This window comes from Proteus sp. Marseille-Q3619 (assembly GCF_965283115.1).
Genome location: NZ_CBDIMP010000001.1, coordinates 1,914,247 through 1,939,325, shown reverse-complemented (window position 1 = coordinate 1,939,325; position 25,079 = coordinate 1,914,247). Strand labels below are relative to the sequence as shown.

Annotated in this window: 22 protein-coding genes and 1 tRNA gene; 16 read left to right on the top strand and 7 right to left on the bottom strand. The window is 37.6% G+C overall.

Features of this window, described 5'->3' with window-relative positions:
* Positions 1-161: 161 nt before the first annotated feature.
* Positions 162-497, top strand: coding sequence for a YceK/YidQ family lipoprotein (locus ACWPWK_RS08885; protein WP_109374325.1), 336 nt, complete (start codon positions 162-164; stop codon positions 495-497).
* Positions 498-559: 62 nt separating this feature from the next.
* Here ACWPWK_RS08885 and ACWPWK_RS08880 read toward each other — a convergent pair whose 3' ends face one another.
* Positions 560-865: a DUF5339 family protein gene (locus ACWPWK_RS08880; protein WP_109374324.1), complete on the bottom strand. Its 306-nt coding sequence runs from the start codon at positions 863-865 to the stop codon at positions 560-562.
* Between the two features lie 299 nt (positions 866-1,164).
* Between ACWPWK_RS08880 and ACWPWK_RS08875 the strand changes: the two genes are divergently transcribed.
* The 8 genes from ACWPWK_RS08875 to ACWPWK_RS08840 all read left to right on the top strand — a co-directional run bounded on the left by ACWPWK_RS08875 (position 1,165) and on the right by ACWPWK_RS08840 (position 10,682).
* Positions 1,165-1,241, top strand: a tRNA-Pro gene (locus ACWPWK_RS08875).
* A 795-nt stretch (positions 1,242-2,036) separates the two neighbouring features.
* On the top strand, positions 2,037-3,644 hold the full coding sequence (dppA, locus tag ACWPWK_RS08870) for a dipeptide ABC transporter periplasmic-binding protein DppA (RefSeq protein ID WP_109374323.1): 1,608 nt from the start codon (positions 2,037-2,039) through the stop codon (positions 3,642-3,644).
* Positions 3,645-3,811: 167 nt separating this feature from the next.
* Positions 3,812-4,831 carry a dipeptide ABC transporter permease DppB gene (gene dppB, locus ACWPWK_RS08865; protein ID WP_109374322.1) on the top strand — a complete coding sequence of 340 codons (1,020 nt, stop codon included), beginning with the start codon at positions 3,812-3,814 and terminating at the stop codon, positions 4,829-4,831.
* Between the two features lie 10 nt (positions 4,832-4,841).
* Complete coding sequence (gene dppC / locus ACWPWK_RS08860) at positions 4,842-5,744, top strand: dipeptide ABC transporter permease DppC (protein ID WP_109374321.1); 903 nt, start codon at positions 4,842-4,844, stop codon at positions 5,742-5,744.
* Positions 5,745-5,756: 12 nt separating this feature from the next.
* Positions 5,757-6,740, top strand: coding sequence for a dipeptide ABC transporter ATP-binding protein (gene dppD, locus ACWPWK_RS08855; RefSeq protein WP_109374320.1), 984 nt, complete (start codon positions 5,757-5,759; stop codon positions 6,738-6,740).
* Positions 6,733-7,734 carry a dipeptide ABC transporter ATP-binding subunit DppF gene (gene dppF, locus ACWPWK_RS08850; protein ID WP_109374319.1) on the top strand — a complete coding sequence of 334 codons (1,002 nt, stop codon included), beginning with the start codon at positions 6,733-6,735 and terminating at the stop codon, positions 7,732-7,734. The genes dppD and dppF overlap by 8 nt, the downstream gene beginning before the upstream one ends.
* A gap of 528 nt (positions 7,735-8,262) precedes the next feature.
* On the top strand, positions 8,263-8,973 hold the full coding sequence (locus ACWPWK_RS08845; RefSeq protein ID WP_109374318.1) for a HAMP domain-containing protein: 711 nt from the start codon (positions 8,263-8,265) through the stop codon (positions 8,971-8,973).
* Positions 8,974-9,158: 185 nt separating this feature from the next.
* The gene (locus ACWPWK_RS08840) at positions 9,159-10,682 is read left to right on the top strand and encodes an insulinase family protein (protein WP_244313534.1); all 1,524 of its coding nucleotides are present in this window, start codon (positions 9,159-9,161) and stop codon (positions 10,680-10,682) included.
* A 92-nt stretch (positions 10,683-10,774) separates the two neighbouring features.
* On the opposite strand, the gene ACWPWK_RS08835 is transcribed toward ACWPWK_RS08840, so the two are convergent.
* The 4 genes from ACWPWK_RS08835 to ACWPWK_RS08820 form a co-directional block, all read right to left on the bottom strand.
* A complete protein-coding gene (locus tag ACWPWK_RS08835) occupies positions 10,775-11,785 on the bottom strand; it encodes a serine hydrolase domain-containing protein (protein ID WP_109374317.1) in 1,011 nt (336 codons plus the stop codon).
* Between the two features lie 80 nt (positions 11,786-11,865).
* On the bottom strand, positions 11,866-12,075 hold the full coding sequence (locus ACWPWK_RS08830; RefSeq protein ID WP_006534633.1) for a 2-hydroxymuconate tautomerase family protein: 210 nt from the start codon (positions 12,073-12,075) through the stop codon (positions 11,866-11,868).
* A gap of 69 nt (positions 12,076-12,144) precedes the next feature.
* Positions 12,145-13,164, bottom strand: a complete 1,020-nt coding sequence (yhjD, locus tag ACWPWK_RS08825; RefSeq protein WP_109374316.1) for an inner membrane protein YhjD — start codon at positions 13,162-13,164, stop codon at positions 12,145-12,147.
* Positions 13,165-13,494: 330 nt separating this feature from the next.
* Complete coding sequence (locus ACWPWK_RS08820; protein WP_109374315.1) at positions 13,495-13,884, bottom strand: DUF1090 domain-containing protein; 390 nt, start codon at positions 13,882-13,884, stop codon at positions 13,495-13,497.
* A 180-nt stretch (positions 13,885-14,064) separates the two neighbouring features.
* Between ACWPWK_RS08820 and ACWPWK_RS08815 the strand changes: the two genes are divergently transcribed.
* From ACWPWK_RS08815 to fic, 6 genes are all read left to right on the top strand, one after another.
* Entirely contained in the window at positions 14,065-14,907 is an 843-nt protein-coding gene (locus ACWPWK_RS08815) for a 23S rRNA (adenine(2030)-N(6))-methyltransferase RlmJ (protein WP_109374314.1), read from the top strand.
* A gap of 144 nt (positions 14,908-15,051) precedes the next feature.
* Positions 15,052-16,407, top strand: coding sequence for a glutathione-disulfide reductase (gene gorA, locus ACWPWK_RS08810; protein ID WP_099075969.1), 1,356 nt, complete (start codon positions 15,052-15,054; stop codon positions 16,405-16,407).
* 137 nt (positions 16,408-16,544) lie between these two features.
* A protein-coding gene (locus ACWPWK_RS08805) for an IS3 family transposase (protein ID WP_454208151.1) occupies positions 16,545-17,755 on the top strand; the annotation gives its coding sequence in 2 pieces (ribosomal slippage) (positions 16,545-16,887 and positions 16,887-17,755; 1,212 coding nt in all).
* A gap of 570 nt (positions 17,756-18,325) precedes the next feature.
* A complete protein-coding gene (locus ACWPWK_RS08800) occupies positions 18,326-19,747 on the top strand; it encodes an NAD(P)/FAD-dependent oxidoreductase (protein ID WP_109374227.1) in 1,422 nt (473 codons plus the stop codon).
* 45 nt (positions 19,748-19,792) lie between these two features.
* A complete protein-coding gene (locus ACWPWK_RS08795) occupies positions 19,793-20,287 on the top strand; it encodes a RidA family protein (RefSeq protein ID WP_006534642.1) in 495 nt (164 codons plus the stop codon).
* 206 nt (positions 20,288-20,493) lie between these two features.
* The gene (gene fic, locus ACWPWK_RS08790) at positions 20,494-21,570 is read left to right on the top strand and encodes a protein adenylyltransferase Fic (RefSeq protein ID WP_109374228.1); all 1,077 of its coding nucleotides are present in this window, start codon (positions 20,494-20,496) and stop codon (positions 21,568-21,570) included.
* A gap of 63 nt (positions 21,571-21,633) precedes the next feature.
* Here fic and ACWPWK_RS08785 read toward each other — a convergent pair whose 3' ends face one another.
* Entirely contained in the window at positions 21,634-22,614 is a 981-nt protein-coding gene (locus tag ACWPWK_RS08785) for a LacI family DNA-binding transcriptional regulator (protein ID WP_109374229.1), read from the bottom strand.
* A gap of 216 nt (positions 22,615-22,830) precedes the next feature.
* Between ACWPWK_RS08785 and ACWPWK_RS08780 the strand changes: the two genes are divergently transcribed.
* Positions 22,831-24,489 carry an alpha-glucosidase gene (locus tag ACWPWK_RS08780; protein ID WP_109374230.1) on the top strand — a complete coding sequence of 553 codons (1,659 nt, stop codon included), beginning with the start codon at positions 22,831-22,833 and terminating at the stop codon, positions 24,487-24,489.
* A 64-nt stretch (positions 24,490-24,553) separates the two neighbouring features.
* On the opposite strand, the gene mobB is transcribed toward ACWPWK_RS08780, so the two are convergent.
* Positions 24,554-25,072, bottom strand: coding sequence for a molybdopterin-guanine dinucleotide biosynthesis protein MobB (gene mobB, locus ACWPWK_RS08775; protein WP_109374231.1), 519 nt, complete (start codon positions 25,070-25,072; stop codon positions 24,554-24,556).
* Between the last annotated feature and the right edge of the window lie 7 nt (positions 25,073-25,079).

The following is a 25,079-nucleotide window of genomic DNA, read 5'->3' as shown; positions in this document are numbered from 1 at the left end:
TTTTTATTGGATAAAGTGAAACTTTCTTATACTAGAATTATTTATTTAATGACTAAAAAATTAAGCTTTTTTATATCATCTTTCTCTTGTCCTATAAGAGAAAACAGGTTTAACTATATGATAAAAAGCGTTGACTACAGATCTCGTTTTATAGGTGCCCTATGATATTCAGAACGACAAGTAAAAATTTAACATTAGTCACATTTTTGACGACATTACTGACAGGTTGCTCAAGTGTTATGACTCATGCAGGCCCGAATAAAGAACTTTATTCAGGGACAAAAAATAACATGACAATGCTAAAAGATGATGAAACTGGATGGGCAATGAAACCATTGGTTATTCTCGATCTCCCTTTTAGTGCCGTATTAGATACTTTATTATTACCTTATGATTATTATACTCAGGGTGATGATAAAAGTGATAATTCACCTAAAGAGCGCATAAAAAGATTGGAAAGCACAACTGTGAATAATAGTCATGAAAATAAGAATTAATATCAAGTTAATGACTAAATAATAAATAAGTAATTATATTTAGTCATTATCTGTTTATTTGATTATTTATTTAGCACTGTTTCTTCTTTAGGGCCAAACATCTTATTCAAACTATTAAGCTCTTGCATTTCCTTGTCACATATTACTTTTTGGTCTGCCAAAGGCGCTGTCATTATCTGCTTTTTGCTTTGCTCGAAGTTAGCCTTAATCTCCGGCATATTATGTTTTAGATCTTCTCTTTGAGAAATGTACTGAATAAATTTATCCGCTTCTTTAAAGTACACTCGGCAAGCATGAGCTGTAGATGCTTGAGCTGGAAGTGTGGTTGACAATAAAAGTAGTGCGACACCCCACCAACATTGTTTCATTCTCTAAACTACCTACCTTATTTGACATAAGGTAATTATATAAAAAGCACACTAATTAGACGATAATAATTAAGAATAAATTTGTTATTTTTTTTCATGTTTTATGGACAACGTAAAGAAAGCCATAGTAAAACGAGGAAAGAAAGGTGAGCTTGTTACAATAAAGCTAAAACTCACCTCGTTTTTATGATAAAAAAGTTAAAAATCAACCGTTTTGGTTGAAAACCATACGAACAGTCAGGAGATACTAAAAAAGTATTGACGGAGTGGGTTTCTGGCAGTAAGATGCACCTCGTTTTCGGCGAGTAGCGCAGCCTGGTAGCGCAACTGGTTTGGGACCAGTGGGTCGGAGGTTCGAATCCTCTCTCGCCGACCATATTAAGAAACCCCGCTTTTAAAGCGGGGTTTTGTCGTTTTAGTCTTACCAAAATACCTTGCTCTTATTTTTGATTTCGCCATAAATGGTGTTTTCTCTCGATCATCTCACTTCTATCTCATCTCTATCTTGCATTCCAAACACGCATTCTGCTCAGAAGCAGAGAACCGTGGAAATATTTTCCAAATTAAGAGAAATATTGGCTGGAAATGATTTTGGATTTAGCCGATCCAATAACGTTGTTTCGCCCTTAAATTGTTTTAGAAACGCCTAAGAATGTTGAAAGAACATAAATTTTTCACTATGAAAGCATGAAAACCATTAATAACAGACTAAATTTCATAGTCTTATCTAGTTAAGTGGTTTGTTAAGAGCCAAAAATTGATATTTTTCACTCTATTTGCCTGATTAAAACTAAAATCAGGATCGTCTAGCAAGGTGATTATTTTTCTTCCATAACAGAATAAAGCACCAAGTTCTTTGTTTCATTTCAAAATATTCGTTCAATATTTAAGCGGTTAATCACAAATTATGGCTTTTTTTAAAATAGTCATTTCACTTAAGGATTTCTTAATGTGTGGTTTTATTGACTAGATATTAGCCAGAGACTTATTTTTTTATTCTGAGTTTGTTCGATATTCGTTTCATTTGTGTTTATAACTTGTTCTTTTTACCTTCTAACACCTTATTGACGTAAGGGAATACAGTTGGTTAATTGAACAATGACAAAATAAAAAGGTATTCCGTTTTTAAACAGGAAACCAAAACACAACAGAACAATTTCGGAGAGTAATGATGAAAAGCTCCAAAAGACAGACAGGAATTTTGACCGCTACAATCGGATTGCTCGCATTAGCTGTTTCTGCGGGTGTGCAGGCGAAAACATTGGTGTATTGCTCTGAAGGTTCACCTGAAGGATTTAACCCTCAGTTATTTACCTCTGGAACAACCTATGACGCAAGTTCAGTGCCTATCTATGACCGTTTAGTTGAATTTAAACTGGGTACAACAGAAATTATTCCGGGCTTAGCTGAAAGCTGGGATGTAAGCGATGATGGAAAAGTGTATACCTTCCATTTGCGTAAAGGCGTGAATTGGCATAGTAGTAAAACCTTTAAGCCAACGCGTGAATTTAATGCGGATGACGTGATGTACACGTTTATGCGTCAAATGGATCCAAAACATCCTTACCATAAAGTCTCTGGCGGAAGTTATGAATACTTCTCCGGCATGGATATGAACAACATGATCGAGAAAATCGAGAAAGTTGATGATCATACCGTTCGTTTTGTTTTAACTCGTTCAGAGGCACCTTTTATTGCTGATATGGCAATGGACTTTGCATCCATATTATCTGCTGAATATGCGGATAATATGATGAAAGCAGGTACACCTGAGAAAGTGGATCTAGATCCTATCGGTACAGGGCCTTTTCAATTACAGCAATATCAAAAAGATTCTCGTATTCTTTATAAAGCCAATGACCAATATTGGGGTAAAAAACCAGATATTGACCGTTTAGTCTTCTCTATCACACCTGATGCCTCTGTACGATATGCAAAACTGCAAAAAGGTGAGTGTCAGGCAATGCCTTTCCCAAATCCTGCTGATATTGCGAAGATGAAACAAAATAGCGATATCAATCTATTAGAACAACCAGGCTTAAACGTGGGTTATATCTCTTTTAACGTTGAGAAAAAACCATTGGATAACCAAAAAGTTCGCCAAGCATTAAGTATGGCGGTGAATAAAGACGCCATTATTGAAGCGGTTTATCAAGGTGCAGGCCAGAAGGCGAAAAACCTCATTCCTCCTACAATGTGGGGTTATAACGATGACATCGTTGATTACGAATATAACCCTGAAAAAGCGAAAGCACTGCTAAAAGAAGCTGGTCTTGCAGATGGTTTTACTATCGATTTATGGGCAATGCCAGTACAGCGCCCTTATAACCCAAATGCCCGCCGTATGGCTGAAATGGTACAAGCGGATTGGGAAAAAATTGGCGTTAAAACCAAAATTGTAAGTTACGAGTGGGGCGAATATCTCAAGCGTGCTAAATCTGGCGAACACCAAGCAGTCATGATGGGTTGGACTGGTGATAACGGGGATCCTGATAACTTCTTCGCTACGCTATTTAGTTGTGCGGCAAAAGAGCAAGGATCGAACTATTCAAAATGGTGCTATAAGCCATTTGAAGATCTGATCCAGCCTGCACGAGTAGCCGCCGATCACGAAAAACGTGTTGAACTCTACAAACAAGCTCAAGTTGTTATGCATGATCAAGCACCTGCTCTGATTATTGCTCACTCGACTGTTTATGAGCCAGTGAGTAAAAAAGTAGAAAACTATGTGGTTGATCCATTAGGCAAACATCACTTCGAGAATGTCTCTCTTAAATAATAGCAATACCTAATCGTTGGGTTGCTTTAAGTACGGTGTCTTTCTTTATGAAAGACACCGTTATTCAATAATAACGAATACATTCAGTACACTGTGAGCGCAGGGGACTTTCTCCCCTGATTTATCAGCGCTATCTTTTAGCTGATGTTTGAAAAGAGAATTAGGATATGCTGCAATTTATCCTTCAACGTTTGGGACTTGTGATCCCTACGTTTATCGGAATTACATTATTGACGTTTATTTTCGTTCATCTTATTCCCGGTGATCCGGTAATGATTATGGCGGGTGAGCGTGGACTTTCTCCAGAACGACATGCTTATTTAATGGCTGAATTGGGACTGGATAAGCCTTTATGGCAACAATATCTCAATTATCTAAATGGTATTCTCCACGGTGATTTAGGTATCTCATTAAAAAGCCGCATTCCTGTATGGGATGAATTTTTACCTCGCTTTAAAGCTACTTTAGAACTTGGCGTTTGCGCCATGATTTTTGCAGTTTCGGTTGGGATCCCTGTTGGCGTTTTGGCCGCGGTAAAACGTGGTTCTATCTTTGATCACACCGCGATTAGTGTGTCATTAGCGGGTTACTCCATGCCAATCTTCTGGTGGGGGATCATGTTAATCATGCTAGTGTCTGTAAAATTAGACCTAACCCCAGTCTCTGGGCGTCTGGCTGATAGTGTCTTTTTAGATGACAGTAATCCACTCACTGGATTTATGCTGATTGATACCTTTGTGTGGGGTGAGGAAGGGGATTTCTTAGATGCAGTTCACCACATCATTTTACCTGCCATTGTATTAGGAACCATTCCTTTAGCTGTTATCGTGCGTATGACGCGTTCTTCGATGCTTGAAGTATTAGGCGAAGATTATATTCGTACTGCTAGAGCAAAAGGTTTGAGTCGTGCTCGCGTCATTCTTATCCACGCATTACGTAATGCGATGTTGCCTGTTGTCACCGTTATTGGATTACAAGTTGGAACTATGCTGGCTGGTGCAATTTTAACAGAAACTATTTTCTCATGGCCGGGATTAGGACGCTGGTTGATTGATGCCTTACAGCGACGCGATTATCCCGTTGTTCAGGGTGGTGTGCTCTTAATTGCAACGATGATTATCTTTGTCAATCTGCTGGTTGATGTTCTTTATGGCATTGTGAATCCTCGTATTCGCCATAAAAAATAAGGAATGCATAATGACTGAAAATAAAGTAACACCGGTCATCAGTGCACCGGCTCCCATGACGCCCTTCCAAGAATTTTGGCACTACTTTAAACAAAATAAAGGTGCTGTTGTTGGGTTAATCTATATTGTAATTATGTTGCTTATTGCATTACTGGCGGGCTTTCTTGCACCTCATGCCCCTAATGAGCAATTTCGTGATTTCTTATTAGCGCCTCCTGTTTGGCAAGAAGGGGGAAGCTGGCAATTTATTCTCGGTACTGATGATGTTGGTCGCGATATTCTTTCTCGCTTAATGTTTGGTGCTCGACTTTCATTATTGGTGGGCTGTATTGTTGTCGTGCTATCACTTATCTTAGGAATTATTCTAGGATTGGCCGCGGGTTATTTCGGTGGTCTTGTAGATATCGGCATTATGCGTGTCGTCGATATCATGTTGGCATTACCAAGTTTATTATTGGCATTAGTGTTGGTAGCTATTTTTGGTCCTTCTATTGTTAATGCTTCTATCGCACTGACCTTTGTTGCTTTACCTCACTATGTTCGATTAACGCGAGCCGCTGTTTTAATTGAAGTTAACCGCGATTACGTTATTGCTTCTCGTGTTGCGGGGGCGGGCTCAATGCGTCAAATGTTTATCAATATCTTACCTAACTGTCTTGCCCCTTTAATTGTTCAAGCCTCTTTAGGTTTTTCTAATGCCATCTTAGATATGGCGGCATTAGGCTTTTTAGGAATGGGCGCGCAGCCACCGACACCTGAATGGGGAACCATGTTATCTGATGTATTGCAGTTTACACAGAGTGCGTGGTGGGTTGTGACGTTTCCTGGTCTTGCTATTTTGTTTACCGTATTAGCCTTTAACTTAATGGGTGATGGTTTACGAGATGCACTTGATCCGAAATTAAAGCAGTAACGGAGTAAGAACATGGCATTACTAAATATTAATCAATTATCTGTTCACTTTGGTGATGAAGATACTCCGTTTAAAGCGGTAGACCGAATAAGCTATCAGGTTGAAGAAGGGCAAGTTGTGGGTATTGTCGGTGAGTCTGGCTCTGGTAAATCAGTCAGTTCATTGGCAATTATGGGGCTTATTGATTTTCCGGGACGAGTGACGGCACAAGAGCTTTATTTTGATGGCAGAGATCTGATGAAAATCTCTGAATCAGAGCGACGAAATTTGGTGGGTGCAGAGGTTGCAATGATTTTCCAAGATCCGATGACAAGCTTGAATCCTTGTTTTACGGTTGGCTATCAAATTATGGAAGCGTTAAAAGTCCATCAAGGAGGAAGTCGTAAAACACGTAAACAACGTGCTATCGATCTCTTAACGCTGGTGGGTATTCCTGATCCCGCTTCTCGCTTAGATGTCTATCCACACCAGCTTTCAGGGGGAATGAGCCAGCGTGTGATGATCGCAATGGCGATCGCTTGTCGCCCTAAATTATTGATTGCAGATGAACCTACCACAGCACTGGATGTGACTATTCAGGCTCAAATCATAGAGCTTTTGCTCGATTTACAAAAACAAGAAAATATGGCGCTAGTGTTGATCACCCATGATCTAGCATTAGTGGCAGAAGCCGCAGACACCATTATTGTGATGTATGCGGGGCAAGTGGTGGAATCTGGAAAATCATCAGAAATTTTTAAAGCGCCTCGTCATCCTTATACTCAAGCATTATTAAGAGCACTTCCTGAGTTCGCGAGTAATAAAGCGCGATTAGCATCGCTATCGGGTGTTGTACCAGGACGCTATGATCGACCAACAGGTTGCTTACTCAATCCTCGTTGTCCATATGCTCATGATGAATGTTATAAGGTTGAGCCTGAATTAAAAGAATTAGGAACGCATCGTGTGAAGTGTCATACACCGTTAGATAATGCAGGGGAACCTACCCATGGTTGAAGTTAATCCAAATGTATCAACTCCTTTATTAAAAGCGGTTAATTTAGCGAAGTATTACAGCGTAAAAGGTGGGCTTTTTTCAAAAGAGAGAACAGTTAAAGCCCTTGATGGTGTTTCTTTTGAATTAGAACGCGGTAAGACTTTGGCTGTTGTTGGTGAATCAGGATGTGGTAAATCCACATTAGGTCGATTACTCACGATGATTGAGGTTCCTACTTCAGGCGAGCTTGCTTATCGTGGGCAAAATCTGTTAATTAAAGATAAATCGGCTGAGAAGCTACGTCGCCAAAAGATCCAAATTGTGTTTCAAAATCCTTATGGATCATTGAATCCGCGTAAAAAAGTAGGGCAAATTTTAGAAGAGCCTTTATTGATTAATACAACACTGAATGCCTCTGAGCGTAAAGAAAAAGTATTATCAATGATGGCAAAAGTGGGGTTAAAAACAGAGCACTATAGCCGATATCCTCATATGTTTTCTGGTGGTCAACGTCAGCGTATCGCTATTGCACGAGGCTTGATGCTTGATCCAGACATTGTGGTAGCCGATGAGCCTGTTTCTGCGCTGGATGTATCCGTTCGTGCTCAAGTACTGAATTTGATGATGGATCTACAACAAGATATGGGGCTCTCTTATGTTTTTATTTCTCATGATCTCTCGGTTGTTGAGCATATTGCAGATGAAGTTATTGTAATGTATTTAGGGCGTTGTGTAGAAAAAGGAACAAAAGCTCAAATTTTTGAAAATCCACAACATCCTTATACACAGGCATTATTATCAGCCACACCAAGATTGACGCCTGAATTAAGACGAGAGCGTATTAAATTAACGGGAGAATTACCGAGCCCATTAAATCCGCCACCGGGTTGTGCTTTCGCTGCTCGTTGCCGTCGCGCATTTGGGCCATGTAGTCAATTACAGCCAACATTAAAAGAGTATAATGGTCAGCTTATTGCTTGTTTTGCGGTGGAGCAAGATAACGCGATAGTTTAAATAAAATAAATTTATCTCATAAAATAAGAACAATATACTGATTTATATTGTTCTTATTTTTTTATTAATAATATTTAATTAATCTTAACTAAATAATCTAATAATGATTTTATAGATATCAAATATTATATTTATATGAGTTTTTTAAAATATAAACTTCAATGATATTAAAGGAAAATAATATTTTTCACTAAGAAATATACTGCGGTTAGCATTGCACTTTAACTTGAAGTTAAGGTTTTAATGGCATTTAATTTTATATGTTCTAGTGTTTTTTAGTGAATCGTATCTTTTTATTAAAATAAAGTAGATTTATTGTAAATAACCAAGAAAAAAGAATATTTAATTTTTATTTTACTATTTTTATCTTATAACTATACTCAAATAATAATAATTATATATTTATCTACTTTCATTTTAATGGATAATCGCTTTTTATAACGTTATTTTCTTTATTGAGAGTGATACATAATCACAAAAATACAGTATAATCACTCTGATCAGACATGTATATTGGAAATAGCAACGATGAAACCTCATCTTAAACATTCATTAACAATAAAACAGATGGCCGCTGTTGCGGGCGTTACGTTGGTGACTATTGCTATTTTTATCAGTATTCAACTTGTTTATTTGATAGATCAACGCCGTGAAGATTATCAAAATCAGCTTTTTAATGCTGGTGTAAGTATCCAGCAACCACTCGCTGATGCATTGTTACGATCAGATTTGAACGATGCTAAACAACAGATTGTTACACTAAAAGCGACGGGTATTTTGGGTAAAGCGATTGTCATGCAACCCGAAAATGTACAAGTGATGAGTTTAGATTTCGCACCTAAGAAAGAAGTCTCTGAATTCTCAAGTTGGCTTTTTGGTATTCCCGTTGAAGCTGTTATTCCTTTACAGCCATTAGGTATTACTTCAACAGATGATAAGTCCTATAGTGGTCATCTCATTTTACAGGCTGACACAAATCGTTTTTATCGTTTTGCCAGTAATACTGTTGCCTTGATGCTAACAACATATCTGTTGATGGGGCTTATTCTGACGGTTGCTATTAGCTGGTGTATTAATCGTATTGTTGTAAAACCTTTACGCCAAATCGCCGTCAGCCTCAATAAAGATAGCCAAGTTTCAGCGTTATCTTGTCCAAAATCACATTGTGATGATGAGATTGGTTTGCTGGTTAAAGGATATAATCATCAAAAATCTGATCAAAAATTGCCGAAGGTCTGAACCTTCTTACGCCATAATGAGTCTAATCACTATAGTGATTTCATTTCATGTTTCTGTGGTGATAAAGATGATAATACAAAAAATAGACATCCAACATCTAACATGTCTTTTGGCACTTATTGTTAAACCTCATAAGTGGTTTAATACCAAGGATTAATACAACAGAGGTTCACATGCAGGGTGTAATGACACGAATTTTATTGGGAAGCGTTATGTTCGGCGCTGTTATTTGCCAAGTTCAAGCGGAAGCTTTGCAGCCTGATCCAGCTTGGCAAGAAGGGCGACTAGCAAATGGTTTTCAGTGGCAAATCTTACAAACACCGCAACGCCCAAATGATAGAATACAGATCCGTTTATTAGTCAATACAGGTTCTTTATCAGAAAAAAGCAGTGAAACGGGTTTTTCATCCTTGGTGTCCAAACTCAACGTTTTGGAAAATACAGGCTTAACGCCAGAGAAACGCGATAATCTATGGAAAAATGCGTTAGATCCTGACTATCCGTTACCTCCAATGATCGTTTCATACGATTTTACTGTTTATAATCTAAGTTTACCGAACAACCAGCCTGAGCTATTAAAGGATGCTTTTGCATTATTAGCAGGTATTGCTAAACCTGCTGAATATACCGAAGATGCGGTTCGTAATGCGGTTCAATCACCGCTTCCTATTGCAACATTTCCTCTCAATATTGAAGATCCTATTTGGCGCTCACGCCTTGAAGGCTCAAATCTAAAAGGCCACAATCCAGGAAAACCGGTTAATCAATCTGTAAATACTAAAGAGCTGTCAGATTACCAACAACGTTGGTATACCCCAGATATGATGACACTTTATGTTGCAGGTAATGTTGATAATCGAGTATTGACTGAAAGTATTAATCAGGCATTTTCAACTCTATCAGGAAAGCGTGTAACACCAGTTCCAGTGCCTGTTCTTGCCGATATGAAACCTGAAACGTTATATGTGCAAGAGCCTATGCGTGCAAAAGACCAAATTTCTTTAATTTGGGATTTAGACTGGTCGCCAGTAAAAGACTCTGACACATTAAATAAATATTGGTTAAGTGATTTAGCTCGTGAAGTAATTTTTGTGCATTTGGGTCGTAGCCTTGAACAACGTAAGGAAAACGACAGTACTCAAATTAACATTGATTGCCGGGTACAATATCAGCGTGCAAGTTGTTCTTTAAATATTGATACCGCAACGGCTCATATTCCTGCATTAGCATCATGGGTGGGAGAAGAATTGGGGCGCTTGCGTAACCAAGGTATCAGCGATGAGTTATACCAAGAGCTTCAACAAGAAAAACAACTTCAATTAACTCAGTTGTTTGCCCGTTATGCAAAAACCAGTACGGCGATTTTAATTAATCAGCGTCTGTTATCACAACAAAGCAATATTATTGATATTCCACCTGAACAATATCAGCGTTTACGCCAAGCATTTTTAGCTGGTTTAACAAAAGAGACATTAAATCAGGAGCTTTCAAGAGTTTTATCTGAAGATATTACTTTTGTATTAACGCAAAGTGGTGAAACACCAACGGTGAATTTAGGTGAATTGCGTATTCAATTTGAAAAGCAAGTTCATCCAGAAACGGCAAATACACCTGCGCCTGTTGCAACTAATACTACACCAAATAAAGCAGTTGAAACTCCAGCTTTAACAACTCCAGCGGTAGCCACAACACCGACGAGGAAACCGTAATAAAACAGAGATAGGCTGATATTAAAAATTTATCAGCCGTAAAATAAACAAAAAGCCAAAAGTGTTATTGATACATTTTTGGCTTTTTGATTTTAAAGGCGTTTAAACGCTTCTTTAACAATGGTTATCAGATCTTCACGGTTATTTTTTTGGGTTGTAAAGCCAGCAATAGCGATTTGTTTTTCAGGTAAATAATAAGCTACCGAACCCCAATAACCAAGATGATAGTAAAGTGTGCCTAGGTCAGTTTCTTCGGCCATTAAACCTAAACGATAATTTTCAGCACCTGTATGTGAACCTTGCCATTTCATCTCTTTTAAGGTTGATGGATGCAAGTAAACTCTATCTTCGAAGAGGTCAGCTGTAAATTTAGCTAACTCAAGGGTTGTCATCACAAGCCCGCCACCGCCAAAAGTATCCATTGAAGCATCAATATGAGTACCTTCATGTTCTCCTGTAAACTGTCTAGCACGCGCTTTAGGATGCTTAGGTTGTAGTTCTAAATCTTCCCACCACGTTTGTGGTAGATCTAAGTCTTGAAAATGCAATAGATCACGAACGGCGGTTGCCATATTTTTTCTCATAAACTGAGAAAGAATATCACCTAATAAAATATATCCTGTGTCCGAATAAATGAAACGTTTTCCAGCTGGAATGATGGGAAAGCCTTGTTGAGCATAGCGCGCTATTTGTTCTTCTCGTGTCCATTTATGAGAGGGATCTTTAATCACATCTTCAAGATAAGCTTCATTTGCATGATCGAATAACCCACTGCTATGGCTTAATAAATGGCGTAGTGTAATAGTTTTAAGATCATACCCTAGCTCTAATAATGTCTGTTGATAATTAGCACTTAAATATTTAGTTATATCATCATCAAGGGATAGAGCATCTTGTTCCCATAAACGTAAAAAAGCGGCTGCGAGAAAGGTTTTTGTATTACTAGCGATTCGAAAAGGCGTATCTACAGTTAATTTTTTCTGGGTACTTTCATCTGCAAATCCGTGCGCCATACCAAAAGGGTATGGAATACCTGCACCTGTAATATAGATAGCACTTGCTGAAGGTAAGGCATGAAAAGCATCAGTCATTGATTGAACCATAGTTACTTCCTTATCTGTCAGGAAAATAAATCAGCAAAAAGGGTGTACTTGGCACCCTTTATTTATATTGCAGAAATTCTCTATTTACTTTTTGTTGCTGCTCGTAATTCTGTTACTGTTTTACCGCCTATTCCCCAGTTATCCGTTTCAACTTCATCAATTACTACAACGGTAGTTGCTGGGTTTTTGCCTAATACATCAACCAAAAGTTGTGTTGCTCCCGCAATGAGTTGTTCTTTTTGCTCTGCGGTTGCACCTTCGCGTGTAATTTTAATATTAACGTATGGCATTGTTTTTCCTTATTACGTTATTTATAGGCGGTTAATGCAGGGAATTAACCATATAGTTTTATCATAAAGTTAAGATGTTGATTGCGTTTCAGACAACTGTTCTTTGCGCATATTCGGGCCATCAGTGGCGATCCACGCGGCACAAAAGAGTGTTAATCGGGCAAAAAAGTAGAAGAAAGCCATTAAACCTATCACTGAACCAAATGCGGCACCTGAAGGCGAGCTTGCAATTTTTGGTAGCATCCATGTCATAACAGATTTCAATATTTCAAAACCAATGGCAGCGATAAGTGTACCTTTAATAAGCGAAATTCGTTTTGGTTGATGGCGAGGTAAGATCCACAATATCCATAAAAAGAGTAAATAGTTTGCAGTAATGGAAATAGTTAAGCCAATTGTTGTCCATGCTGGTGTTAGCCATTCAATACCGTCTAACCCCAATGTGTGAACAATCATTCTTTGGGCTGAACCTGCCACAGAAGTTAGCGTAATAGTGACAATTAACGCAAAAAGTAAGCCAATTAGCGCTAAAAAGTCGCGAAAGTAGCGGAAATAGATTTTCTCTTGCTCTTCTTTATTTCTTTCCCAAACGGGGCGTGATTGAGCCAAAATGGCTTGGCGTAAATTACCCACCCAATTAACACCAGAATAAAGTGCAATTGCTAAACCAGTTAAACCAACGGTTGTACGCTGGCGAACTGCGGTATCAATACTTTGTTGAACTGTGGATGCAAGCGTTGGATCGTCAATGCTATTTGCGACACCTGTAATTAATTTAGCGAGTAAATCTGGATTTGAGGCCAAAACAAAACCCGCACAGGCAAAAGAAAGCATTAATACTGGGATTAATGATAAAAATGAAAAGTAAGTAATAGCTGCGCCGAACTGATTTCCCATTCTGTCAGTGAAACGTTCTGCTGCACGAATAAGGTGTGCAATAAAAGGGATATTGGTGACGAAGTTACTGATTTTTATCCCAATTCCAATGGCTTTTTTTCCACCATGAAGCCCTTTTTCCAGCCCTTTTTTTATTGGCTGAGTCAGTTGAGTTTTTTCACTTACTGTTTTTTGTTGCTGCTCTTCTGACATATATCCTCTTTAATTAGATCAGTCCATTTTCAATAAATTAATGTTACTACTATAGTTTTCACTCAAAAATATCATAGCTTAATTTCTATTACACACCTTATGCTTATTGTAATTAGCCGCTGATTTAGGAGATGTATTTGTTTGTTCTGGCTTAAGTGTAGATGATGCTCTATTAAAAGGTGTAGATAATCTTGTACTTAATAAAGGATAAAAAACCAATACAGCAATTCTGAAATTAAGTTTAGTTTAATAAGAGAATGGCTACTCACTTATTGTTTTATTCTGTATTTCACAGTCAAATAAGGAGTAGGCATTAATTATTGATGATAACTACTTTGTCAGTAGATTTAATTCTTCTTCAATTGCTTTTAAATCAGCTTTTTCTTCAGCTAGTTTTCTTTCTTGTTTAGCAATTTTATCTGCATCACCTTTAAGTTGTGCTTCTTTTAATTCAAGCTCACGCTCTTTAACGTCAAGTTGTTTTTCACGTAATTCAAGGCGTGTGTTTTCAACCACTTTTTCAGGTGTGCAATAGCGTTCAACATTTTGTAATGCTCGCTCCAAGCCTTGGATGCGATATTGATTACCATGTGCTTTTGCATATTCCATCTGCTTTTGGATATTCTGTTTTTTTATTTCACAACCATTGGTTGATTTATCGGCATAAGCATTACTTGCGAGTAAGCTTAAGGTTATGGCAGTAAAAAGTAATTTTTTCATCTTTCTATCCTATTTAAACTTAAGTGAAATATGGGCTTATCATAACGGCTGAATACTAAGACACAACGTTTCTTTCGCTTTCAATGAAGAAGTTCGGCTTTTTCTGATACACTGAGTTTAATCACTATTTCTGAGTAAATTAATTACTAAGCTATACTTATTTCTAACGGAAGATAAAGAATGCTGAGCTATCGCCATAGTTTCCATGCTGGCAACCACGCCGATGTTTTAAAACATATTGTTCAAACACTCATCATTGAGTCTTTAAAAGAGAAAGAGAAACCTTTTCTTTATCTTGATACTCATGCTGGCGCTGGACGTTATCAATTAACCAATGCTCATGCGACTCGCACTGGCGAATATTTAGAAGGGATCGCACGCTTATGGCAGCAAGAAGAAGTGCCTGAGCTTATTTTGCCTTACCTTGAAGCGGTTGGAGAATTAAACGCAAGTGGGGAACTGCGTTATTATCCGGGATCACCTCTATTAGCGAGCAAATTACTAAGAGAACAAGATTCCTTAGCGCTAACAGAATTACATCCAACGGATTTTCCTTTATTACGTACCGAATTCTCTCGTGACGAGCGAGTTAGAGTTTCTCGTGAAGATGGTTTTGGCCAATTAAAATCTAAGTTACCTCCGCCAAGTCGTCGTGGATTCGCATTAATTGATCCACCTTATGAACTCAAACAAGACTATTCTGCTGTTGTTAAAGGTGTTGTTGAAGGCCATAAGCGCTTTGCGACAGGAACTTATGCGATTTGGTATCCTGTTGTTCACCGTCAGCAAATCAAACGCATGTTAAAAGAGCTTGAAGCAACAGGGATCCGTAAGATTTTACAAATTGAATTAGCAGTAAAACCCGATAGTGATCAACTAGGGATGACTGCATCAGGCATGATTGTGATTAATCCGCCTTGGAAATTAGAATCACAAATGAAATCAATACTCCCTTGGTTACATAAAACCTTAGTTCCTGAGGGTATTGGACATACATTAGTTGAGTGGGTTGTACCAGAATAAGCATCTTTATTATTGTTTTTGCCTATTACTGTAAAAGCTAAAATCTGACGTGCTATGTTTTAAATTTTGTCATAATAGACATCATGATATGACAGACTTAGCCTGTGAGTTACCTATTTTTCTACAGATAAATGGATCAGAGAAATGACGAGCAAACATTACGATTACATCGCCATCGGTGGCGGTAGTGGCGGTATTGCATCAATTAATAGAGCGGCAATGTATGGCCAAAAATGTGCATTAATTGAAGCGAAAGCGTTAGGTGGCACTTGTGTTAACGTGGGTTGTGTACCTAAAAAAGTGATGTGGCATGCAGCACAAATTGCTGAAGCTATTCATCAATACGGTCCTGATTATGGTTTTGATACCACAGTGAACCGTTTTGATTGGGATACACTAATTAGTAGTCGTTCTGCTTATATTGACCGTATTCATCAATCTTATGACCGTGTCTTAGGTAATAACAAAGTTGATGTTATCCAAGGGTTTGCTCGTTTTGTTGATGCCAATACGATTGAAGTTAATGGCGAAAAGATCACGGCTGATAATATTCTGATTGCAACAGGCGGTCGTCCTGTTCAACCTAATATTCCAGGTGCTGAGTATGGTATTAATTCTGATGGCTTCTTTGAATTAAAAGCTTTACCAAAACGTGTTGCTGTTGTTGGCGCAGGTTATATCGCTGTTGAACTTGCCGGTGTGTTAAATGCTTTAGGTAGTGAAACGCACCTATTTGTGCGTAAACATGCGCCACTGCGTAATTTTGACCCATTAATCGTTGAAACACTGTTAGAAGTGATGGAAACCGAAGGGCCTAAGTTACATACACACGCTATTCCTAAAGCCGTGATTAAGAATGCAGACGGAAGTTTAACGCTACAACTGGAAAACGGCACAGAGCAGACAGTTGATACATTAATCTGGGCAATTGGTCGTGAGCCAGCAACGGATAACCTGAATCTGGCGGTAACGGGTGTCGAGTTAAATGAAAAAGGCTATATCAAAGTCGATAAATTCCAAAATACCAATGTAAAAGGAATTTATGCTGTTGGCGATAATACAGGTGCAGTTGAATTAACACCGGTTGCTGTTGCCGCAGGGCGTCGTTTGTCAGAGCGTTTATTTAACAACAAACCTAACGAACACTTAGACTATTCAAATATCCCAACAGTGGTATTTAGTCATCCAGCTATTGGTACTGTTGGTTTAACAGAGCCTCAAGCGGTTGAGCAGTACGGTGCTGATCAAGTCAAAGTGTACAAATCGTCTTTCACAGCAATGTATAGTGCTGTAACTCGTCATCGTCAACCATGTCGTATGAAGTTGGTTTGTGTTGGTGCAGACGAAAAAATTGTTGGTATTCATGGTATTGGGTTTGGTATGGATGAAATGCTACAAGGTTTTGCTGTGGCTCTGAAAATGGGCGCAACGAAAAAAGACTTTGATGATACTGTGGCAATCCACCCAACTGCAGCAGAAGAATTTGTTACGATGAGATAAGCTATTTTCATTTATATCGCTTAAGCTTATTTTTATTATTATGTAAAAAGCTAGAGTTAACCCTCTGGCTTTTTTTATTGAGAATGACCCGTCCTGAATAAGGTTGACACTTTTCCAATCTGAAATTGGAGAGTGTAATGAAACCAATCACTAAACGAACTCAACGCGATTATTCTCTCGCTTTTAAATTACAGCTTGTTGACCAAGTTGAAAAAGGCGAAATAACCTATAAACAAGCCCAAGATCGCTATGGTATACAAGGATGCTCTACTGTTTTAGTTTGGCTTCGTAAGCATGGTAGGTTAGATTGGTCAAACGGTACCCCTGATACTTTTTATAGAGGTTCAGCTATGACCCAATCTTCTGAACAACAAACGCCGGAACAACGCATTAAGATCCTTGAAAAGGAACTTGAAGAGGCTCGGCTTAAATCCGATTTCTTCGAAGCAGTGGTTAAAGTCATGGATAGAGACTTTGGAGTTCGTTTGTCAAAAAAGCGCAAAGCCGAGTTATTAAAGAAAAAACGGTTAAAAACCTCACCGTAACAATTGCTTGCCGTTTTATGCAGATCAGCCGACAGGCTTATTACAAGAGACTGGATAGAACTGAGGAACGAAAGAAAGCCGATTCGGCCATCATTGATGTTGTTAAATCTGAACGAGTCTTACAACCTCGACTGGGTGGGCGTAAATTACATTTTATTTTAAAGCAAAAACAGATGGTTATTGGTCGTGATCGGCTATTTTCTTTATTGAAGGAACATCAGTTACTGGTGCCTAATAAACGGGCTTATCATCGAACAACCTTAAGCCATCATCGTTTTTATCGGCATCCAAATTTAATTAAGTCAGGGTTTATCCCCACACAACCAGAACAGCTTTGGGTAGCAGATATTACCTATTTATCGACGTATGAAGGTGATACTTATTTAAGTTTAATTACGGATGCGTATTCACGAAAAATCGTGGGATATCATTTAGATAACAATATGAAAACAAGTTCAGTGAAGAAATCGTTGGTTCAGGCGTTAAAAAAACGGACTTCGACAACTTCGTTAATCCATCATTCAGATCGAGGGATACAGTATTGTTCTTCGGAATATCAGGAGATACATAAAGAGCATAATATTCAATGTTCTATGACTGATGGGTATGATTGTTATCAAAATGCCTTAGCAGAACGAATTAATGGAATATTAAAAATGGAGTATCTACTGATAAAACCGAGTAATCTGGAACAAGCAAGAAAATTAGTAGAAGAATCAATCCAACTCTATAATGAAAAACGGCCACACTTATCGTTAAACTATAAAACGCCCGATGAAGTACATCGAGCGTTTTATGCCTGAAAAGTTGTCAACCTATATCAGGACTAGTCAGAATTTGTACTTACCCCAGTTTTATTTCGAACTCGAATATCCTCTTTTCTACGTATTTTCCAAAAAGTATATTCGTCTACTTACTGACCCATAAACCAGTTACTAGATAAAATTACTTATTTTGTAAAAATAAGGCTATTAGATAGTCAGATCATCTTTTTATTTTATGCAATTGTGCGATAGATTTTGCTTGTTTTGTAAACAATGCTTTACAGCCCCTCCTTGTCATTTGTATCAAAATGTTAATTATTTAAACAATTTCTTTTTCTATTAAAAATTTATTCCATTCTTAATATCTTCTTATTTATCAATTGATAATAAACGCAAGGATTTCATCGCTAGCTCATTAAATGATGAATTTCTATGAAAAAAAATGGTTAAAGTAACCATGTTGTATCTATGGATATTGTTATCTTAAGAAATGATTAACAAATAATTATAATTATTAACAATATAATGAACTATGGTATTATTCAGTTTTAAAGAAATAAATGAACAACATTATAAATATAAATAGTAAATCCATTACTGAGGTAGAAGATGAAAATTTCAAGGAGAAAGCTGCTTTTAGGTGTTGGTGCTGCGGGTGTTTTAGCCGGTGGTGCTGCGTTAGTTCCAATGGTTCGCCGTGATGGCAAATTCGTTGAAGCTAAATCTAGAGCATCATTTGTTGAAGGTACAGAGGGTGCGCTGCCTAAAGAGTCTGATGCAGTGATTATTGGTGGTGGTATCCAAGGTATCATGACTGCTATCAACCTTGCAGAACGAGGCATGAGTGTCACTATTTTAGAAAAAGGCGAGATTGGCGGTGAACAATCAGGCCGAGCATACAGCCAAATTATTAGTTATCAAACATCACCAGAAATTTTCCCATTACACCATTACGGGAAAATCTTATGGCGTGGAATGAACGAAAAGATTGGTGCTGATACCAGTTATCGTACACAAGGTCGAGTAGAAGCCCTTGCAGATGAAAAAGCATTTGATAAAGCGCAAGAGTGGATCAAAACAGCAAAAGAAACGGCTGGATTTGATACACCATTAAATACGCGCATTATTAAAGGTGAAGAGTTATCAAACCGCCTTGTTGGAGCTCAAACACCATGGACTGTGGCCGCTTTTGAAGAAGACTCAGGTTCTGTTGATCCAGAAACAGGTACGCCTGCATTAGCACGCTACGCTAAACAAATTGGCGTAAAAATCTATACCAACTGCGCGGTAAGAGGCATCGAAACTGCTGGTGGTAAAATTTCTGATGTTGTAACAGAAAAAGGTGCAATTAGAACATCTCACGTTGTTCTTGCTGGTGGTATTTGGTCACGTTTATTTATGGGTAACATGGGCATTGATATTCCAACGCTGAATGTTTACTTATCACAGCAACGTGTATCAGGTGTTCCGGGTGCACCTCGTGGTAACGTGCATTTACCAAACGGTATCCATTTCCGTGAGCAAGCCGATGGTACTTATGCTGTCGCACCTCGTATTTTCACAAGCTCTATCGTGAAAGATAGCTTCTTGTTAGGGCCTAAGTTCATGCACCTATTAGGTGGTGGTGAGCTGCCATTAGAATTCTCTATCGGTGAAGATTTATTCAACTCATTCAAGATGGCAACATCTTGGAAATTAGATGAAAAAACACCGTTTGAACAATATCGTGTTGCAACAGCAACGCAAAATACTGAGCACTTGGATGCTGTATTCCAAAGAATGAAAGCTGAATTCCCAGTATTTGAAAAATCACAAGTTGTTGAACGTTGGGGCGCAGTAGTTAGTCCAACATTTGATGAATTACCTATTATTTCTGAAGTCAAAGAATACCCTGGCCTAGTTATCAATACTGCAACCGTATGGGGTATGACCGAAGGCCCTGCAGCTGGTGAAGTGACTGCTGATATCGTTACAGGTAAGAAACCTGTTATTGATCCAACACCATTTAGTATGGATCGCTTTAAAAAGTAAATAACCCCTTGTTTTACTGTAAATTAAACATGTTAAGGAGTTTTCATGCGTTATAAAAGTTTACTTGTTGCCTTGCCTTTTATTTTTGGTGTAGCAAGCGCGAATGCGGAAGGTGTTGTACACCATAAATTAAACGGTATGCCTATTTCTGAGTCTGTTGAAGTAAGTGCAGGTAACAACCTTGTTTTCTTAAGCGGTAAAGTACCGGCTAAGAAATCAGCAGATGCACCAGAAGGCGTATTAGCGTCTTATGGTAATACTGAAGAACAAACTATCAGTGTATTAGAACAAATCAAAACTCACTTAAATGAACTTGGCCTAGATATGAAAGACGTTGTGAAAATGCAAGTCTTCCTAGTTGGTGGCGAAGAAACTAAAGGTGAGATGGACTTTAAAGGCTTTATGGACGGTTATTCTAAGTACTTTGATGCTTCTAAAACTGACCAACTACCAGCTCGTTCAACTTTCCAAATCGCAAAACTGGCTAATCCAGCATGGCGTGTAGAAATTGAAGTTATTGCAGTTCGTCCTGCAAAATAAGAACGATAGCTTTTACTCAATTTTGAAGTAAAACATAATCAAAGAAAACGCTAGAGAAGGGTAACTTTCTTTGGCGTTTTTTTATGGTATCGACATATTATGGCGATATGTCGATAAAATGCGTTTTTATAAACATAATAGCGAGACATGTTTATGGTATCGACATATTATAGCTATATGTCGATATAAATGAGTTTTATAAACATATGAGCTGGCCTCCTAAAATACTCTATAACGATCTGCCATTATTACCACCAGCTCTGGAACTCATTGAAACACGTGAAATATTGAAAGCGTGCATCAATGCGCGCTCAGCAATTGCTGAATTAAAAACAGCAGGAGAATTAATTCCTGATCAGGAATTATTGATAAATATCCTTCCAATATTGGAAGCAAAAGACTCTTCACGTATTGAAAACATTGTAACAACCAGTGATCAGCTTTTTCAGTATATTGATCACCAAGTCGGTGCTGATCCTGCAACTAAAGAAGCACTTCGTTATCGTACTGCCCTTTATGATGGTTATACTCATCTTGAAACTTATCCACTTTGTACCAACACGGCGATAGCAATCTGCACCAAATTACGCGCAATACAAACTGATATAAGAAAAACTCCTGGTACCGTATTACGTGATCAGAATAATCATGTGGTGTATACGCCACCAGAGGGTGAAGAATCTATTCGTAATTTACTGTCAAATTGGGAGCGTTTTATACACAATGAAGATGATTTAGACCCATTAGTAAAAATGGCTATTGCACATTATCAGTTTGAATGCATTCATCCATTCCCTGACGGGAACGGTAGAACAGGGCGAATACTTAATATTTTGTATTTAATTCAAAGCGGATTACTTACATTACCCATTCTTTATTTATCTCGTTTTATTTTGGAGAAGCGTGATGATTACTACATGCTTTTACGTAAAGTGACAGAAGAAGGTGATTGGGGATCTTGGATATTATTTATGTTAGAGGCTATTGAAAACACATCTCAATGGACAACAAGTAAAATATTATCTATACGTCAACTAATGGAAGAAACAACAGATTATGTACGTGAAAACCTTCCTAAAATATACACTCATGAGCTAATCCATGTCCTTTTTACGCAGCCATATTGTCGAATTGATAATCTTGTTCAACAGGGTATAGCTAAACGGCAAACTGCATCAATATATCTCAAGCAATTGGTTGAGATTGGAGTATTGGAAGAAATGAGTATTGGTCGTGAAAAACTGTATCTCAATGCCAAATTATTACAAGAGTTGAATCAATAACGTTTTTTATTGCCTCGATAACTTAGAGGCAATAAAGGAATAATTGACTTCATAATATATGTTTTAACTACTTTCACCTTGAATAAACTTCACTGGAATAACAGAGATGTTATCTGTGATTGTTTTATTCTCAATTAATGCACTAATCACTTCTACGCTTTTTTCAGCCAGTTTTTCAAAGGGTTGCTCAATACAGGTTAATTGGCTCAGTGTTTGGTTTAACCAAGGACTACCATCGTAAGCAACTATTTTTAATTGTTCTGGAATGGCAATATTTCGTCTTGTTGCTTCATTAAATAATGCCATGGCGGGAATATCAGCAGCAAAAATAGCATCGATCTCTGAATGCAAAGAAAGTATTTTTGTTGCAAAAGAGTGAAAATAGTCTTTCTCTTCTTCTTTCCAATTTACTTTACAAGGAATAGGTTTAATACCTGCCTGAATGAGCGTTTCTTTAAAAGCTAAACAGCTTTGATATGAAGGGGTTGATGATAAATAACTTGAATTATCTTCAATATAGAGGATTTTTTGGCAACCTTTTTGAATAAGGTGTTCTGCTGCTAATCGACCACCAGTATGGTGATCGGAACACACTAATGGAATATCACGAAGATGACGGTCTAGCGTTACCACCGGTCTTTGAATATGCTGATATTCACTATCATCCAATAACAGATATTCTGCAATAATACCGTCGATCTGACCGCGTTTAAGCATATCAAAAAATATACGTTCACGTACTTTGCTATTTTGTGTTGCACATAACATCATGCTATAGCCATTTTCAGCGAGTTTATTTTCAATAAAACGTGTCACTGTCGCAAAATAAGGGTATTCAAGGCTATTAATAATGACACCAACAACAGCACTCTTTTGTTGATATAAATTTCTTAGCCAAGTATCTGGAATATAATCTAATTCCTCAACCGCTTTTTTTATTTTTTCTCGTGCAGCTTGAGACACATAGCCACTGTTATTTAATGCTCTGGAAACAGTGCTTGCTGCGACATTGGCTTTTTTTGCGACATCACGGATCCCGGCCATTGAATATGCTGTTGCTCCTTTCAATTAGTTGATGACCTAATATATCTTAATATGATTATGACAAACCCATCTTTATTGAGGTAATTGTGTTTTTTTAGTATGAGCTATTTCACATTTTAGTATGTTAATTACCTTACCCTCTCTTTTAGTGCCTATAGTATCTTATATTAATTATGGAACAGTTCCATATTTGCTAATTACCTTAGTGAGGTGAATATGTCTAATACTTGGTGGAAAGATGCCGTGGTCTATCAAATTTATCCCAAGAGTTATTATGATAGTAACGGGGATGGTGTCGGCGATTTAGCTGGGATCACGGAGAAATTAGATTATATTCAGTCACTTGGTACAAACGTTATTTGGTTATGTCCGATTTTTAAATCACCAATGAAAGACAATGGTTATGATATTGCTGATTATTCTGTTGTCGATCCTATCTTTGGCGATAATAACGCATTAGATAAACTTATTAGCGAAGCTAAAAAACGTGATATTAAAATTCTATTAGATTTAGTATTAAATCACTCTTCTGATGAGCATCCTTGGTTTAAAGCGGCAATTGAAGATCCTAATAGCCCATATAGCGATTATTATATTTTTAAACAATGGGATAAGCCGACTCCTCCTAATAATTTACGCACTTATTTTGATTGCTCCGTTTGGAGTCGTGTTGGAGAAACTAATCGTTGGTATTTCAATTCCTTTGGCCCTGAACAACCGGATTTAAACTGGGAAAACCCACAATTACGTAAAGATATTATCAACATGATAAATGTCTGGATCAAAAAAGGTGTTGCAGGATTTCGTATTGATGCGATTGGTAATTTAAAAAAATCACCTGAAGCTTTATCTGAATATCAATTTGAACCTGATAAAGATGATGGTTCAGCGTCTTTAGTGCCTTGGGTATTAAATCAACCTGGTATTGATAAGTTTTTAACTGAATTAGTCGAGAATACTTTTAAGCCTGCAAATAGTATGACGGTTGCAGAAATTGATGTACCTGAAAAAGATTTACGCGCTTATGTTGGCGAGAATGGTTATTTTTCCATGGTATTTGATTTTAGTATCGCTGATTTAGATATTCGTAATGAGAAACCATTTACCATTAATCCAATCACAGGTGAAAGATTAAAACCTGTATTTATTAAAAGTCAGCTAGATACTCAACGCGTAGGTTGGGGAGCACCTTATTTAGAAAATCATGATCAGCCTCGTTCATTAAATAAATTTCTTCCTAAAGGAGCGATTAATGTAACTAGTGCCAAAATGTTAGCGACATTTTTATTAACTCAACGAGGAACACCTTTTATTTATCAAGGGCAAGAAATTGGCATGACTAATTGCCCAATGACATTAGAAGAACATGATGATTTGCATGTTTTTAAATTACATGAGTGGGGCAAAAAATTAGGTTATAGCGACGAGCAAATAATTGAATACTTTAATGACCGCAGCCGTGATAATTCAAGAACACCTTTTCAATGGGATCGTGAAATAAATGGTGGTTTTAGCACAGGAAAGCCATGGCTAAAAGTTAACCCTAATTATGTGGATATTAATGCAGAGCAAGAGACACAAGATAAACATTCTCTTTTCGCTTATTATCAACAATTAATTGCATTAAGACGACATTCAAAGATCAGTGATATTTTGGTCTATGGTGAATTCTCGCCGTTGGTTTCACCAGAAAATGTGATTGCTTTTAAGCGTACTGATGATGGTAACTCAGTCAATATTTACTGTAATTTTAGTGGTGAAGAAAAAGCACTTACCATTAAAGCTAAAGATATTTATTTGCATAACAGCCCAATAGTGGAAGATGCACAAGGTGGCCTTATTCTTCAACCTTATCAAGCAATTATTTTTGCTTAATTTCCTCTATTTAATTGAAACTAAAGCGCCTTGCTTTTATAAGGCGCTTTATGATTTGCGACCTTTATTTCGTCTGTTTCAGCCAATCTGCAATAAATTCTGCAATAGCCTCGGGTGCGTTGATATCTAGTAGTGGAAAATCCACACTTAAATCACAATCACTGGCGACGGCAATAACGTGCTCATCAAGTAAGTCATTAAAATCACGTTCGTTGATATGGCGATAGAGCGCAATTTTAGGAATAGCTTCACCTTTAAAGCCTTCGACTAAGATTAAATCTAGCTTACTCGTATCAAAACGAGATGCGAGGTAATACAAATCTAATTCTGGTAGTTCTGGAGTCTCTGTCATTAATGCCCAACGTTGTTGGCTTGCGACTAATGTCTGATCTGCTCCTGCTTTTCTGAGTTCGTAACTGTCTTTTCCGGGCTTATCCACATCCATATCATGATGAGTGTGCTTGATCATGCCTACACGAATTTCTCTTTTGCGTAATTCTGGAATAAGCTGTTTTAGTAGTGTCGTTTTACCCGTTCCACTCCACGCCGTGATCCCTAAAAGGGGTAAATCTACTTGTGCCATATTTTTC